A 14,823-nucleotide genomic window follows, 5' to 3' on the forward strand; every position below is an offset into this window, starting at 1 on the left:
TGATTTTTGAGTCACTTGGTGACTGAGTATTTGTAAGAAGAGAGGTAAGATTATGAACAACAATTTTGAATTCAATAACATGGATGATATTTTTAACCAACTGATGGGAAATATGGGTGGTTTTAATTCAGAAACCCGTCGTTACCGCATCAATGGACGCGAGGTTAGTCCTGAGGAGTTTGCTTATTTCCGTCAAACAGGTCACTTACCTAATCAAGAAGTGGTGCAAGAAGGAGCCCCCCAAGCTGGCAAAGGTCAGTTAAAGCAGGATGGCATCTTGGCTAAATTAGGTCGCAACTTAACGGAAGAAGCCCGCAAAGGTCAGCTAGATCCTGTCATTGGTCGGAATCAGGAAATTCAAGATACGGCAGAAATTCTCGCTCGCCGTACCAAAAATAACCCCGTCCTAGTGGGTGACGCCGGTGTTGGTAAGACAGCTGTTGTCGAAGGTTTAGCTCAGGCTATTGTGAATGGCGATGTTCCTGCCTCGATTAAGAATAAGGAGATCATTTCTATTGATATTTCTGGCTTGGAAGCTGGAACTCAATATCGCGGAGCCTTTGAGGAAAACATTCAAAAGCTGATGGATGAAGTTAAGAGTGCTGGTAATGTTATTCTTTTCTTTGATGAAATCCACCAAATTCTAGGAGCAGGCAGTACTGGTGATGGTCAAGGTTCAAAGGGATTGGCTGATATTATTAAACCAGCCCTTTCACGCGGGGAATTGACTGTTATTGGGGCAACGACCCAAGATGAATACCGCAATACGATTCTAAAAAATGCAGCGCTAGCTCGTCGTTTCAATGAAGTCAAAGTTAATGCCCCTTCGGCTGAAGATACTTTAGCCATCTTAAAAGGGATCAAGCCTCTCTACGAACAGCATCACAATGTGGAATTACCTGATTTAGTCTTAAAGGCTGCTGTCGATTATTCTATTCAGTATATGCCCCAGAGAGCTCTACCTGATAAGGCTATTGATTTGGTCGATGTTACAGCCGCCCACTTGGCTGCCCAGCATCCAGTGACTGATGTCAAGACTTTGGAAGCAGATATTGCCAAGGCACGTGATCGCCAACAAGCCGCAGCTGATAAGGAAGATTATGAAGCAGCCTTGGCTGAAAAGGTTAAGATTGATGAGTTGCAAAAACAAATTGACAACCATACTGAAAACCAAAAGGTTGTAGCTACTATTAACGATGTAGCTCAGGCTGTTGAACGTATGACCGGTATTCCTGTTTCCCAAATGGGAGCTTCAGATATTGAACGGCTCAAGGAAATGGGGCAAAGGCTGAAAGGTAAAGTCATTGGTCAAGATGAAGCGGTGCAGGCTGTTAGTAAGGCCATTCGCCGGAACCGTGCTGGTTTTGACGAAGGCAATCGCCCAATCGGTAGCTTCCTCTTTGTCGGACCTACTGGTGTCGGTAAGACTGAGTTGGCTAAGCAATTGGCTTTGGATATGTTTGGCACCAAGGATGCCGTCATTCGTCTGGATATGTCTGAATACAGCGATCGTACAGCAGTCTCTAAGTTGATTGGGACAACAGCAGGCTATGTCGGCTACGATGATAACTCTAATACTTTGACGGAGCGCGTGCGCCGCAATCCCTACTCCATTATCCTTCTCGATGAAATTGAAAAGGCTGATCCACAAGTCATTACTCTGCTCTTGCAAGTTCTGGATGATGGCCGCCTGACTGATGGTCAGGGTAATACCGTCAACTTCAAAAATACGGTTATTATCGCAACCTCTAATGCTGGTTATAGCTTTGGGGCTGCCTCAGAAGAGGATGGTAAAGAGCTCAGTCTGCGCGATAAATTGGCCCCATTCTTCCGTCCAGAATTTCTCAACCGTTTCAACGGTGTCATTGAGTTCTCTCACCTCTCGAAAGAAGATTTGAAAGAAATCGTTGATTTGATGCTGGAGGAAGTCAATCGTACTCTAGCCAAAAAGAATATTACACTAGAAGTGAGCGAAGCGGCCAAGGCTTACCTGATTGAGGAAGGTTATGATGAAGCTATGGGGGCTCGGCCTCTGCGTCGAGTTATCGAGGGTCAGATCCGTGATAAAGTGACAGACTTCTATCTTGATCACCTTGATGTTAAATCACTTAAAGCCGATATGGTAGATGGCAAACTGTTGATCGAAGCAGCTTAGGTCTGGCTGTTTACCCCTACTAGTTGAATGACACCCCAAAAAATCAAACTAAAATGTGAACCGATGATTGGCACCTCAAAAGTTAGATTAAAGCTCTAATGATTGGGGTGCTTTTTCGGCAGGCTCGATTTCTACTAGGGAACTTTTTGCCGAATTATAAGTCAGCTGGAACAGTCTTACTGTGCTATAATGAAGAAAAACTAGGAGGACATCATGACAGTTATTGCATTAACAGGAGTTACAGGTCATCTGGGAGGGTTGGTTGCCCAAGCATTAGACGGCAAATCTTTAAAAATCCGCTATCTGGCTCGTCGGCCTGAGAGAGCTCCGCGGACAGAGGGAGTATCAGTCTATCAGGCAAGCTATGAGTATTCTAGGGAAGCCATTGAGGCTTTGAGGGGGAGCGATGTACTTTTTATGGTATCGGCTTCAGAAAGTCCAACACGTTTAGAGGAGCACAAAGCTTTTATTGATAGTGCTAAAGCAGCGGGTGTTAGGCATATTATCTATACTTCTTTTTACCATGCTGATTTGCAGGCTACCTTTACACTTGCTCAAACGCATGCAGCAACAGAAAACTATATCAAGGAAAAAGGGTTTACTTACACCTTTATTCGTGATAATTTTTATATGGATTTCTTTGTCGACTTGGCAAAGGAATATCGTGAAATCAAGGGACCGGCTGGTCAAGGAAAGGTATCTGCAGTAATACGATCTGACGTTGCTCAGGTTGTTGCTAAAATTTTAGAAGATCCTCGCAGTTGGGAAAATCAAATTTTGGATATGACTGGTCCGGAGGAATTGTCAATCCAAGAAATAGCAGATGTGATCGGTCAAGAGCTTGGTTGGCAGGTTGCTTATGTCCCTGAAACAGTGGAAGGAGCCTATGAATCTCGTAAAGCTTGGCCGGCAGAGGACTGGGAATACGATGCTTGGGTGTCTACTTATACAGCCATTGCTAAAGGAGAGCAAGCAGGTGTTTCCAATGATATCGAGCGAGTTTTGGGGCAGCCAGCCACTAGTTTGCAGGCTTTCTTGAAAACGTATAAATAACTTAGAACTCAACGTACTGATGGTGATGTTTAGCTGTAAGAAAAAGGGATGATTAGCATTGGGAAAAATGGTAGACAGCTCGATGTAAACTGGGAAGAGGGGGGAAGAATATCTATTTTTAAGTTTATACGGCGACTACTACGTGACTGCTTGGAGGGACTTTGTGGAGGCTTATAATAGAGGTATTCCAGAGACTGAGAAAGAATACTTAGGCAGTACGGATAAAAGTCTAACACTCCCTAATTTTCTTAATTTTATAGTTACCGAGCACAAAATCAGTAACTGATTGTAGGCTGATTAAGAGATACTGATGCTCTTTGAGAACTGAAAAAAAAACCGAAAATTTTGACTTTTAGATATAAAATTCCTATTTTACGAAATCCAGCTAACGTGCTATAATGGTGACGTTATGCAGAATGTTATCATTCTTAAAAATCGAAAATGAAGAGGTGAAACCCATGGGACGTAAATGGGCTAATATTGTTGCTAAAAAGACAGCTAAAGATGGAGCCAATTCAAAAATTTATGCTAAATTTGGCGTTGAAATCTATGCAGCTGCTAAGCAGGGAGATCCTGATCCAGAATCAAATTCGGCTTTGAAGTTTGTTTTGGAGCGTGCGAAGCAAGCGCAGGTGCCAAAACACGTTATTGATAAGGCTATCGACAAGGCTAAAGGAAATACCGATGAAACCTTCGTTGAAGGTCGTTACGAGGGATTTGGCCCGAATGGTTCGATGATTATTGTTGATACCCTCACTTCAAATGTTAATCGTACAGCGGCTAATGTCCGTGCTGCTTTTGGTAAAAATGGCGGGAACATGGGGGCCTCTGGTTCAGTAGCTTACATGTTTGACCGCAAGGGGGTTATTGTCTTTAAAGGAGACGATGCGGACAGCGTTTTCGAGCAGTTGCTTGAAGCGGATGTTGATGTGGATGATGTTGAGGCAGAAGATGGCAGCATCACAGTTTATACAGCGCCGACAGATCTTCATAAGGGGATGGAAGCTCTCCGTGCTAATGGTACTGATGAGTTCCAAGTAACTGAGTTGGAAATGATTCCCCAATCAGAGGTTGAGCTTTCAGGTGAAGATCTTGATGTTTTTGAAGGTTTGATTGATGCTCTTGAGGACGATGATGACGTGCAAAAAGTCTACCATAATGTCCTTGATATGTAATAAGATGCGACAGAGGCTTGTTATCTAAGTGCTTCGCACTTGATAGCAAAGGAGTCTGGACAAAAACTCGTCTAGTCTTCCTCTTTTGAAATAAACTCTTGACGCAGTGGTTGGTAGTAAGACTTGTTGACTAGACCAAGAAGTCTTACTACCTGCACAGTTCATTAGGTACTTTAGCACCAATGAACCACTGCTGGCTGGTTTTCCTTTTGCCAGAAGGCCAAAGCGGAAAGCCTAAACAAATGTGATGAACGCTGTTCATCTTATCGCCAAGCTCCAAAGGTTCCCCGGACCTAATGTAATGAACATCGTTCATCTTATTTCCAACCTCCAAAGGTTCCCCGAACCTTTGGAGCTATGCGGGGGTTGGTTAAAAAGGTCTGGGAGACCTTTTTAATCGGGAAATAAAACTTGCAAAGCAAGTGTCAAATAAAGGTCTGGGAGACCTTTTTAATCGGGAAATAAAACTTGCAAAGCAAGTGTCAAAAACGGTTTGGGGAGAGACTGTTTCAGGTCTTAAAATTAGGGAGTGGTGAGAACCAAAATTTTCAATTTTTGGGTTGATCCCACTCCCTACCTCTTCTGCTAATTCGTTTAATTAGTAAGCTTAATTAAACAAACTTCATGTCGAAGGTGCTGATTCGTTTAACGAAAACTATCAACAAATAGGGGTCATCTCAAAATTCTGTTTTTTGAGGTGACTTATTTTTTGCTTAAGGCAGTATTAATCATGTGTTCAGTCTCTAAGGGACACAGTGTTGGTTCGACTTTATATAAAATTCCTATGGCGCAGGGTAGCTTAGTAAACTAGGTTAATTGCTGTAAATTAGCTGATTTTTTTGCTGAAAAAAGATGAAACCGTTATCAAAAAATGTTATAATGAGGCTAAGAAAAAATAAGTGAGGATGATCAACTATGGCTGTTAAAGATTTTATGACTCGCAAGGTCGTCTATATTTCGCCTGATACAACAGTAGCTCATGCTGCAGATGTTATGCGTGAACAAGGGCTTCGCCGTTTACCGGTCATTGAAAATGATAAACTTGTAGGTTTGGTGACAGAGGGCACTATGGCAGAAGCTAGTCCGTCAAAAGCGACTAGTTTATCGATCTATGAGATGAACTACCTGCTCAATAAGACTAAAATTAAAGATATTATGATTAAGGATGTGGTGAGCGTTTCGCCATTTGCCAGTGTAGAAGATGCTATTTATATCATGATGACTCATAAGGTTGGTGTCCTTCCGGTCGAAGAGAATGGAGTTGTTTCAGGGATTATCACTGATAAAGATATCTTTCGAACTTTCCTTGAAGTATCTGGTTATGGAGAAGAAGGGATACGGGTGCGTATTCTAGCTGATGATAGCGTCGGTATTTTGGAAAAAATCGTCAGCACTATTGCCAAGGAAGGTCTTAACATTCGTCGAACAGTGCTTGCAGGTGCTAAGGATGGTAAGGTTGTTAATGAAATACAGCTCGATGGCAAGACCGATGTGGCTGCACTCAAGGCCAAGTTAGAAGCGGCTGGCCTGCTTGTTGACGATATTCAAGAAACGAAAGCTAAGGTGTTATTTTAACTGAAATGGCAGGAAAGCCATCTTAAATTTTCATGACTGGTGGGAGAAATCTTGCCAGTTTTTTGGTAAAATAAGTTTAGTATGAAAAATGTAAAAACGGATAAAGCAGGCCGATTGGTCACTCTGGAAGGACCTGATGGTGCTGGTAAAACCAGCGTTCTTGAACAGTTAGTCCCCCTTTTAGAAGCTAAGGGGTATGAGGTAGTGACCACCCGTGAACCTGGTGGTGTTGCAATAGCTGAAAGCATTCGTGAGGTTATCCTTGATGTTGCTAATACGGCAATGGATAAAAAAACAGAGCTTTTACTTTATATTGCTGCCCGGCGTCAGCATCTTATTGAGAAAGTCCTGCCAGCTTTGAGTGAAGGTAAGCTTGTCTTGGTTGATCGGTTTATAGACAGTTCGGTGGCTTATCAGGGCTATGGTCGCGGCCTGTCAGTCAGCGATGTTACTTGGCTTAATGACTATGCCATTGAGAATACTAAGCCTGATTTGACCCTGCTTTTCGATGTTCCTTCGGAACTTGGTCTAGCTCGTATTGAAGCTGCTGATCTACGTGAGGTCAACCGTTTAGATTTGGAAAAATTAGAGTTGCATCAGCGAGTGCGCCAAGGCTATCTGGATTTAGCTGAGTCTAATCCCGAACGCATTAAAGTTGTTGATGCCAGTCAGCCATTAGCAGATGTTGTTGCTGATGCGGTGCGAGTTATTATCAAGGAGCTTGCAGGATAGTATGAATTTACCAGAGTTGCAGCCTAAGATTTTTCAGGAATTTCATCACATTTTGCGTCAGGGTAAGCTCAGCCATGCTTATCTCTTTTCTGGAAATTTTGGCAGTTTTGAGATGGCACTTTTTCTGGCTCAAAGCCAATTTTGCGAAAATAAACAGGATTATTTACCTTGCGGCAGCTGTCGCGAATGTCGCTTGATTGCCGAGAGGGATTTTTCAGATGTCAAGGTGATAGAACCGCAGGGAAATGTGATTAAGACGGATACCGTCAGGGAGCTGTTACGCGATTTTTCGCGCTCTGGTTTTGAAGGTCAAACGCAGGTTTTTATTATTCGCGATGCGGATAAGATGCATACTAATGCAGCTAATAGCTTGCTTAAGTTTATTGAGGAGCCCCAGTCGTCCTCTTATATGTTTCTCTTAACATCCGATGACAGCAAAGTTTTACCTACTATTAAGAGTAGGTGCCAGATTTTTCGTTTTTCTAAAAATGAGGCTTATCTTCAACAAAAACTAGAAAGTCAGGGACTTTTAAAGGACAAGGCCAGTTTGATTGCAGCTGTAGCTGAGGATGAAGAGATGGCTGAGGCTTTGGCAGATATGGGGAAATTTGATGATATATGGCGCAGTCTGGATAGATTTGTCGGCAGTTTATTAAAGTCTCCTGAGCAATCTTTTTTGCAGGCTACTTATATCGCTAGTGTGGCTGGGGAGAAGTTTGAGCAAGATCTAGCTTTTAAAATTATGCTAGTATTACTAGCTAAGGATAGGAACCCAGAAGCTGCTACTAAGGTTTATCAGGCTAGGCAGATGTGGCTAAGCAATGTTAGTTTTCAAAATGCTTTAGAATATATGGTGCTAAGATGACAGAAGTAATAGGGATCAAATATGAAGAGAATGAGGCTCTTTCTTATGTTTTGCCCGATCAGCAGTATAAGAAAGATGATCTGGTCGTTATTCGATTGCAAAAGGGAGACCGCTTAGCGTGTGTGGTTCGCCCCAATGTTAGCTTGGCCAGTGAAACACTGCCAGCTCAGATGGACAGGGTCTTAGGGCTGGCTCGGCCTCAAGATATTGAGCGGCATGAGGCTAATCGAGCTTTTGCTCGTGAGAATTTTTCTTTTGTTAAGGAGATGATTGCCCAGCGCCAGTTGGATATGAAGCTAGTCAGAATCGCATTTCCGCTGGATCGCAGCCATGTGTTCATCTCTTTTACGGCAGAAAAGCGCGTCGATTTTCGTCAGTTGCTCAAGGATTTAGCTGGCTATTTTCGAGCGCGTATTGAACTTCGTCAGATCAATACACGTGAGGAAGCTAAAATATATGGTGGACTAGGTCCCTGTGGTCGGCCCCTGTGCTGCTCGACATTCTTAGGCGATTTTCCGCCCGTGTCTATTAAGATGGTGAAAAATCAGAACTTATCTCTCAATACCGGTAAGACAACGGGACTTTGCGGCCGTCTCCTCTGTTGTCTCAGCTTTGAGGATTCTTTTTATCAGGAAGTTAGGCAAAAATTTCCAGATTATGGCAGTAGAGTTAAAACGCAAGAAGGAATGGGGATCGTCGCTGGTATGGATGTTTTTGCAGAGACCATTAAGGTACGTTTTGAAGATAAGGCCAGTTTGTTGACCTATAGTTTGGAGGAAATTAGTCTATATGGATAAAAGAGAGCTTTTTAAAGCTTTTGAGGATGTCTCCAATAACCTTATGGAAAATTTTGCCCAAGTTGAATTAATGAAGAAAAAACTTCATGAAATCATGGAGGAAAATTCGCAGTTACGATTGGAGAATGCAAAATTGAGAGAGCGTTTGTCCGATATGGAACCAGAAGTACCAGTAAAGTCATCTGTGCAGGGGCGAGGTAATTTAGAATCTATCTATGAAGATGGTTTTCATGTTTGCAATAATGATTATGGTAAACGCCGTGATAATAATGAAGACTGCCTCTTCTGTATGGAATTGCTGAATAGGGAATAAAACATGCAGGTACAAAAAAGCTTTAAGACGGATACTGGGAAGGGAAGTCTCTATCTAGTCCCCACCCCTATTGGCAATTTACAGGATATGACCTATCGTGCTGTGCAGGTGCTTAAGGATGTGGATTGTATTTGTGCCGAAGACACCAGAAATACTGGTCTTTTGCTCAAGCATTTTGGAATTGAAACAAGGCAGATTTCATTTCATGAACATAACGCCCATGAGAAAATTGCCGATTTGACTGAGTTACTCTTATCTGGCAAGTCTCTGGCTCAAGTTTCTGATGCTGGCCTGCCTAGTATTTCTGATCCAGGCCATGACTTGGTGCAGGCTGCGATTGATAAGGATATTCCTGTCATTGCTTTGCCGGGAGCGTCAGCGGGTATTACTGGTTTGATTGCCAGTGGCCTAGCTCCCCAGCCTCATGTCTTTTACGGTTTTCTGCCTCGCAAGAGGGGGCAGCAGGAAGCTTTCTTTCATGAAAAGGTGGCCTATCCTGAAACCCAGATTTTCTATGAGTCGCCCTATCGGGTAGTGGATACCCTGACTAATATGCAGAAAGTATATGGGGATCGTCAGGTTGTTTTGGTTAGAGAGCTGACCAAGCTGTATGAGGAATATCAGCGAGGAAAAATTTCTGAACTGTTAGCTTATATAGCATTAAATCCGCTTAAGGGAGAGTGCCTCTTGATTGTTGCTGGTAATGAAAATTTACCTGTAGCTATTGAAGCACAAGATTTGGATATTAAGGTTTTAGTCGCCAATTTGGTCGCTGGTGGTATGAAACCTAATAAGGCTATCAAAGAAATCACGAAAGAGTATCAGCTCAATCGTCAGGAAGTCTATAATATCTACCATGATTTGTAAAACAGAAGCCACCATTAAGCGTCTGGGAGAGGATCAAGCGATCCTCTTTTTTGGCTCTTTGTCAACTGTAAGGTGATCTTTTTGAGCTTTAGTCAGCTGATACTGCTGATCAGCTATGGTTTGGAAGGGTTTAGTTGGGTCTGCTATTTTGAAGAGGAAAGCCATCAGGATTACGGTGCATTATCAAAATTATAGCTGAGGTGCCGATAGGGTGGAAATGTATTTACCTAGAAATCTGATTATAATAATGGCTTTATGCCAAAAGGTTCGGTTATTAAGAAACTTTTACCACTATATTGTGATAAAAATTACAAAATTCAGATAATTGTGCTATAATATTTCCAACTTTATTTTGGAGGTATCGTTATGACGGTTTATAATTTTTCGGCAGGGCCTGCTACCTTACCAAAACCAGTTTTGGAACAGGCGCGTGATGAGATGCTTGATTATCAAGGTTCCGGTATGTCGGTACTAGAGATGTCCCACCGTTCTCCAGAATTCGACAAGATTATTAAAGACGCAGAGAAGTTGCTGCGCGAATTGATGGCTATTCCTGATAACTACAAAGTTATGTTTTTGCAAGGGGGAGCCTCCCTGCAATTTTCAATGCTGCCGCTTAACCTAGCACAGGGTAAAAAGGCTTACTATTTAGTAGCTGGCTCATGGGGGAAGAAGGCCTATAATGAAGCTGTTAAACTTGCTAAAACAATTCCTTTTGAACCCCTTTTACTAGCTTCGTCTGAAAATACAACTTATGACCATATTCCTGACTTTGATCCAGCTAGTATTGATGAGACTGCAGCTTATGTTCACATCACAACGAACAATACGATTGAAGGGACGTCTATCTATGATCTGCCGGAAACTAATGGTGTTCCAATTGTAGCAGATATGTCTTCCAATATTTTGGCAGCTCGCTATAATGTAGAGGACTTTGCCTTGATTTATGCTGGCGCTCAAAAAAATATTGGACCAGCAGGTGTTACTGTGGTGATTATTCGAGAGGATTTCTTAAATGATCAGCCTCAATTATCTGCTATGTTGGATTATCGTATTCAGGCGGAAGCAGGGTCTCTGTACAATACGCCACCTGCTTACAGTATTTACATTTCAAAACTTGTCTTTGAATGGGTCAAAAACACTATTGGTGGTGTTGATAAAATGGTGGAGATTAACCGTGAAAAATCCGGTCTCCTCTACGATTTCATAGATCAGTCATCGTTTTATACTAGCCCAGTGAAACGTATTGCTGAGCGCTCAGTGACTAATATTCCATTTGTGACACCAAGTAAAGATTTGGATGCTAAATTTGTGGCTGAAGCCGATAAACTAGGCTTTAAAAATATTAAAGGACATCGTAGCGTTGGTGGCATGCGGGCCAGCCTTTATAATGCTTTTCCGCTCCAAGGTGTTCTTGACTTAATTGATTTTATGAAAAAATTTGAAGCTGAAAATGCATAAAAATATCCCCAAAAGGAGAGAATATGAATATTCGTTTAGCTTTTCCCAATGAAGTATCCCAGATTATGACTATTATTGACGATGCTAGACGTTACTTAGCGGAGTCTGGCAGTGATCAATGGCAGGGCGCTTATCCCCAAGAGGCTGATATTTTTAATGATATTCTTCAAGGTCAGGCTTGGGTCGGTCTTGAAGAAGGAGAAATAGTGGCATATGCTGCGGTTATTGATGGCCGCGAACCAGCTTATGATGCAATTTATGACGGGCATTGGGCGCACAATAATCACCGCTACATCACCTTTCATCGCATTGCGGTATCGGCTAAAGTTCGCGGCCGTGGTTTAGCTCAGACATTTTTGCAGGGATTAATTGAGGGGCATGATGGGCCAGATTTTCGCTGTGATACACATGAGAAAAATTTAGCAATGCGTCATATTTTAGAAAAACTAGGCTACATCTACTGTGGAAAGGTTACCTTTGAGGGTGAGCGTTTGGCCTATCAGAAGATTAAGCGGAAAACTGAAAAAGGCTTTTACCAAGAGGTAGATGAAGCCGATTACCATAGTTTTTAAAAGAAATATTAAAGCAGTAAGGAAGTGAATGTATGGTTTATAGTGTTAAAACTTTTAATAATATCAATCAAGTAGGACTACAAGAGTTGGGCAATCAGTTCCAAATAGATGGTGATTTATCGGAAAATCCAGATGCCTATATTATCCGCAGCCAAAATCTTCATGATGCAGTATTCCCGAGCAATCTTAAGGCAATTGCGCGTGCAGGTGCCGGAACCAATAATATCCCTATTGATGTTGCCACGGAACAGGGAATCGTTGTCTTTAATACCCCTGGTGCTAATGCCAATGCGGTGAAGGAGGCTGTGACGGCATCTATTCTTTTATCGGCACGTGATTACATTGCTGCTAACGCTTGGGTTAATGGGCTTTCAGGTGCTGATGTCCCTAAACAGATTGAAGCTGGTAAAAAACAATTTGCCGGTACTGAGATTCGGGGCAAGACACTGGGTGTTATCGGTCTAGGAGCTATCGGTGCCCGTATTGCTAATGATGCCAGGCGCTTAGGCATGTCGGTTCTGGGTTACGATCCTTATGTATCTATTGAGGCGGCTTGGAATATCTCTCATCATGTCAAGCGGGTTCAGGATTTGAAGGAGATCTTCACTAACTCTGACTACATTACGATTCATGTTCCGTTGACGGATGCAACGCGTGAAACCTTCAGTGCTGAGGCTTTTGCTCTTATGAAAAAGGGAACAACGATTATTAATTTTGCCCGTGGAGAATTAGTCAACAATCAGGCTCTTTTTGAAGCTATTGAAACAGGTGTAGTTAAACGTTATATTACGGACTTTGGAACAGAAGAGTTGCTTAATAAGAAGGGAATAACTGTCTTTCCCCATGTTGGTGGTTCAACAGAGGAAGCAGAGCTCAACTGTGCTGTCATGGCCAGTCAGGAAATCCGTCAGTTTATGGAAACTGGCGAAATCACCAATTCGGTTAATTTTCCCAATATGCACCAGGCTCTCGAGGCTCCTTACCGCATTACTTTGATTAACCGCAATGTTCCTAATATTGTGGCTCGTATCTCGACCGCAGTTTCTGATGCCAACATCAATATTGCCAATATTCTCAACCGTTCCAAGGGGGATTTTGCCTATACTTTGCTGGATCTGGATGAAACCGATAAAGATAAGATTAATGCCCTCGTGGCGGCCTTTGAATCCAGTGACAATATCATCAAGGTACGCTTGATTAAGGCTCATAAGTGAAACCATGTTCTTTCGTCAAAAGCAGTGTCTCTTTGAAGGCATTGTTTTTTTCTATAATTTGGTACAATAAGACTACTGACTATCAGCTAGGAGGATCTCATGGATAAAAGAGATTTAAAAGACTATCAGAAATCACTAGGAGAGCAGTCTTATGCACTTAATTTTACGCCTAAGGCACAGGGTATTTATGGAGCGGGTATTCTGTATACAGGTATAGAATATCTTTTTGTTGGTGTTTCTGGCGGCAGTTTAATGCCTTTGCTGGCAGCCCAAAAATCAATGAAAAGTGGCGAAATGGAGAATTATGTTTTATAAACAAATCTATCAGTCTCCTTTGGGCCCTATTTCTTTGATTGCTGATGACCAAACTCTTTTAGGAGCTTGGTTTCTCGGTCAGAAATACTGTGAAAAAGGTTTTGAAGAGACTGATTTAACCTTCAAGGCTAATTCTGTTCTTGAGCAGGCTAAGGTTTGGCTGGATACTTATTTTGCTGGTCAAAATCCGCCAGTTGCTGACTTTCTGGCTCCTCAGGGTACAGCTTTTCAGAAGCAGGTCTGGCAGGTCTTGACCACAATCCCTGCTGGCTCCACCATGACCTATGGTCGGATTGCCAAAATTCTCAACTGTCGGTCTGCTCGAGCTGTTGGTTCTGCTGTTGGTAAAAATCCTATCAGTATCTTTATACCTTGCCATCGTGTCTTAGGCAGTCAGGGCCAGCTGACAGGCTATGCAGGAGGTTTGGAACGTAAAATCTGGCTCTTAGAGCATGAAGGTGTCCACTTACAAGCGAATTACTAGAAAAGAGGAAATCATGCTTACTTTCTATGAATATCCCAAATGTTCAACCTGTAAACGAGCTAAAAAAGAACTTGATGAGCTAGGTGTGGACTATGAATCTATTGACATCAAGCAAGAACCGCCCAAGGCTGAGGTGCTTAGGGAATGGATTAGTACCAGCGGCGTGGCTATCAAAAAATTTTTCAACACCTCAGGACAATCTTACCGAGCACTTAATTTGAAGGACAAGATTGATAAAATCAGTCTGTCGGAAGCCGCTGATTTACTAGCAGCCGATGGTATGCTGATTAAGCGGCCTCTGCTGGTTAAGGATAATACAGTCTTGCAAATCGGATACCGAACCCCTTACATAGATTTGAATCTATAGTATATCTAAACTGCTTCTGTTTTTGAGGCCGTTTTTTTCTAAAAAAATAACCGTTCACGACAAAATAACAACCATTCACGACATAGATAATCAGAAAGTCAAAAAATAGGTATAATAGATTTGTCAGTGTAATGACAAAATTGACTATCGGAGAAAGTAAATTTGTAAGTTGGTTGCGACATTATAGTTAGTCAGAAATTAGAAAGTGCAGAATCATTGCTAATTCATAATTTATTATGTTGACTAAGGCAAAGTGTTAGTGATCAATTTGAAAATTACGTTACTATGATCGTGAGATTTTGTTTAAGGAGGGATTAAATGTTAGGTAAATCACTTGAACTTGGTGAACTCTATAAAGAACTTAGAATGGCCAGAGGACTGAAGCTGAAAGATATTGCTCGTGATAATTTATCAGTTTCACAGTTGTCGAAGTTTGAAAACGGTCAGACCATGCTGGCAGCTGATAAGCTTATTTTAGCCATTCAGGGTATCCATATGACTTTTTCAGAATTTAGTTATGCCCTCACTCAATATCAAGAAAGTGATTTTTTTAAAACAGGTAAAAAACTGGTGGAACTTCAGGCGAAAAAGGATGTCGAGGGTTTAAAGAAAATATTGAAAGACTACCGATATACAGAGACTTATAATGTTTACCTGTGGTGCTAGTTGAAATATCTGCAGTTGTGTACAAAGAAAATTTGCTGTAAAAACAACTCCATTCCAGTAAGACTTCTAGCTAGTGGTCTTTCACTATCAAATAAACGACAAAGTGACGAAAATCTGGTTTCAATAGTTCTTCGTTCAGCTATCAGCTTCCAATGATTATGGTCTTTGGCACCTGCCATATTCTCCCTCCAAGGTGTCCAAAGGTGATAGCC

14 protein-coding genes and 3 pseudogenes are annotated in these 14,823 nt (G+C 41.9%); 16 read left to right on the top strand and 1 reads right to left on the bottom strand.

Features of this window, described 5'->3' with window-relative positions:
• Positions 1-52: 52 nt before the first annotated feature.
• The 16 genes and pseudogenes from ACVR1G_RS04255 to ACVR1G_RS04330 form a co-directional block, all read left to right on the top strand.
• Complete coding sequence (locus ACVR1G_RS04255) at positions 53-2,155, top strand: AAA family ATPase (protein WP_447451948.1); 2,103 nt, start codon at positions 53-55, stop codon at positions 2,153-2,155.
• Between the two features lie 213 nt (positions 2,156-2,368).
• Complete coding sequence (locus ACVR1G_RS04260) at positions 2,369-3,208, top strand: SDR family oxidoreductase (RefSeq protein WP_447451949.1); 840 nt, start codon at positions 2,369-2,371, stop codon at positions 3,206-3,208.
• 458 nt (positions 3,209-3,666) lie between these two features.
• Entirely contained in the window at positions 3,667-4,383 is a 717-nt protein-coding gene (locus ACVR1G_RS04265) for a YebC/PmpR family DNA-binding transcriptional regulator (RefSeq protein WP_447451950.1), read from the top strand.
• Positions 4,384-5,298: 915 nt separating this feature from the next.
• Positions 5,299-5,958, top strand: a complete 660-nt coding sequence (locus ACVR1G_RS04270) for a CBS domain-containing protein (RefSeq protein WP_447451951.1) — start codon at positions 5,299-5,301, stop codon at positions 5,956-5,958.
• Between the two features lie 81 nt (positions 5,959-6,039).
• On the top strand, positions 6,040-6,690 hold the full coding sequence (gene tmk, locus ACVR1G_RS04275; RefSeq protein ID WP_447451952.1) for a dTMP kinase: 651 nt from the start codon (positions 6,040-6,042) through the stop codon (positions 6,688-6,690).
• Between the two features lies 1 nt (position 6,691).
• On the top strand, positions 6,692-7,555 hold the full coding sequence (locus ACVR1G_RS04280; protein ID WP_447451953.1) for a DNA polymerase III subunit delta': 864 nt from the start codon (positions 6,692-6,694) through the stop codon (positions 7,553-7,555).
• Positions 7,552-8,352 carry a PSP1 domain-containing protein gene (locus ACVR1G_RS04285; protein WP_447451954.1) on the top strand — a complete coding sequence of 267 codons (801 nt, stop codon included), beginning with the start codon at positions 7,552-7,554 and terminating at the stop codon, positions 8,350-8,352. The genes ACVR1G_RS04280 and ACVR1G_RS04285 overlap by 4 nt, the downstream gene beginning before the upstream one ends.
• A complete protein-coding gene (gene yabA / locus ACVR1G_RS04290) occupies positions 8,345-8,665 on the top strand; it encodes a DNA replication initiation control protein YabA (RefSeq protein ID WP_447451955.1) in 321 nt (106 codons plus the stop codon). Before ACVR1G_RS04285 ends, yabA begins: the two co-directional genes overlap by 8 nt.
• A gap of 3 nt (positions 8,666-8,668) precedes the next feature.
• Positions 8,669-9,532: a 16S rRNA (cytidine(1402)-2'-O)-methyltransferase gene (rsmI, locus tag ACVR1G_RS04295; RefSeq protein ID WP_447451956.1), complete on the top strand. Its 864-nt coding sequence runs from the start codon at positions 8,669-8,671 to the stop codon at positions 9,530-9,532.
• 366 nt (positions 9,533-9,898) lie between these two features.
• Positions 9,899-10,993: a 3-phosphoserine/phosphohydroxythreonine transaminase gene (gene serC, locus ACVR1G_RS04300; RefSeq protein WP_447451957.1), complete on the top strand. Its 1,095-nt coding sequence runs from the start codon at positions 9,899-9,901 to the stop codon at positions 10,991-10,993.
• 23 nt (positions 10,994-11,016) lie between these two features.
• On the top strand, positions 11,017-11,565 hold the full coding sequence (locus ACVR1G_RS04305; RefSeq protein WP_447451958.1) for a GNAT family N-acetyltransferase: 549 nt from the start codon (positions 11,017-11,019) through the stop codon (positions 11,563-11,565).
• 32 nt (positions 11,566-11,597) lie between these two features.
• Positions 11,598-12,779: a phosphoglycerate dehydrogenase gene (locus ACVR1G_RS04310; protein ID WP_447451959.1), complete on the top strand. Its 1,182-nt coding sequence runs from the start codon at positions 11,598-11,600 to the stop codon at positions 12,777-12,779.
• 99 nt (positions 12,780-12,878) lie between these two features.
• Positions 12,879-13,132, top strand: a pseudogene (locus ACVR1G_RS04315) (DUF6440 family protein).
• Positions 13,084-13,578 (top strand): methylated-DNA--[protein]-cysteine S-methyltransferase, encoded by a 495-nt coding sequence (locus ACVR1G_RS04320; protein WP_447451960.1) that lies wholly within the window; start codon positions 13,084-13,086, stop codon positions 13,576-13,578. The pseudogene ACVR1G_RS04315 and the gene ACVR1G_RS04320 overlap by 49 nt, the downstream one beginning before the upstream one ends.
• Positions 13,579-13,591: 13 nt before the next feature.
• Complete coding sequence (locus ACVR1G_RS04325) at positions 13,592-13,945, top strand: arsenate reductase family protein (protein ID WP_447451961.1); 354 nt, start codon at positions 13,592-13,594, stop codon at positions 13,943-13,945.
• Between the two features lie 318 nt (positions 13,946-14,263).
• Positions 14,264-14,599, top strand: a pseudogene (locus ACVR1G_RS04330) (helix-turn-helix domain-containing protein); the annotation flags it as partial.
• An 8-nt stretch (positions 14,600-14,607) separates the two neighbouring features.
• Here the strand turns inward: ACVR1G_RS04330 and ACVR1G_RS04335 are convergent.
• Positions 14,608-14,823, bottom strand: a pseudogene (locus ACVR1G_RS04335) (IS982 family transposase); the annotation flags it as partial.

Source organism: Streptococcus dentasini, from assembly GCF_053206945.1.

Excerpts from the sequence above, each read along its gene's own strand:
- ACVR1G_RS04255 (WP_447451948.1), top strand. The coding sequence starts at position 53 with ATGAACAACAATTTTGAATTCAATAACATGGATGATATTTTTAACCAA.
- ACVR1G_RS04260 (WP_447451949.1), top strand. The coding sequence starts at position 2,369 with ATGACAGTTATTGCATTAACAGGAGTTACAGGTCATCTGGGAGGGTTG.
- ACVR1G_RS04265 (WP_447451950.1), top strand. The coding sequence starts at position 3,667 with ATGGGACGTAAATGGGCTAATATTGTTGCTAAAAAGACAGCTAAAGAT.
- ACVR1G_RS04270 (WP_447451951.1), top strand. The coding sequence starts at position 5,299 with ATGGCTGTTAAAGATTTTATGACTCGCAAGGTCGTCTATATTTCGCCT.
- tmk (WP_447451952.1), top strand. The coding sequence starts at position 6,040 with ATGAAAAATGTAAAAACGGATAAAGCAGGCCGATTGGTCACTCTGGAA.
- ACVR1G_RS04280 (WP_447451953.1), top strand. The coding sequence starts at position 6,692 with ATGAATTTACCAGAGTTGCAGCCTAAGATTTTTCAGGAATTTCATCAC.
- ACVR1G_RS04285 (WP_447451954.1), top strand. The coding sequence starts at position 7,552 with ATGACAGAAGTAATAGGGATCAAATATGAAGAGAATGAGGCTCTTTCT.
- yabA (WP_447451955.1), top strand. The coding sequence starts at position 8,345 with ATGGATAAAAGAGAGCTTTTTAAAGCTTTTGAGGATGTCTCCAATAAC.
- rsmI (WP_447451956.1), top strand. The coding sequence starts at position 8,669 with ATGCAGGTACAAAAAAGCTTTAAGACGGATACTGGGAAGGGAAGTCTC.
- serC (WP_447451957.1), top strand. The coding sequence starts at position 9,899 with ATGACGGTTTATAATTTTTCGGCAGGGCCTGCTACCTTACCAAAACCA.
- ACVR1G_RS04305 (WP_447451958.1), top strand. The coding sequence starts at position 11,017 with ATGAATATTCGTTTAGCTTTTCCCAATGAAGTATCCCAGATTATGACT.
- ACVR1G_RS04310 (WP_447451959.1), top strand. The coding sequence starts at position 11,598 with ATGGTTTATAGTGTTAAAACTTTTAATAATATCAATCAAGTAGGACTA.
- ACVR1G_RS04320 (WP_447451960.1), top strand. The coding sequence starts at position 13,084 with ATGTTTTATAAACAAATCTATCAGTCTCCTTTGGGCCCTATTTCTTTG.
- ACVR1G_RS04325 (WP_447451961.1), top strand. The coding sequence starts at position 13,592 with ATGCTTACTTTCTATGAATATCCCAAATGTTCAACCTGTAAACGAGCT.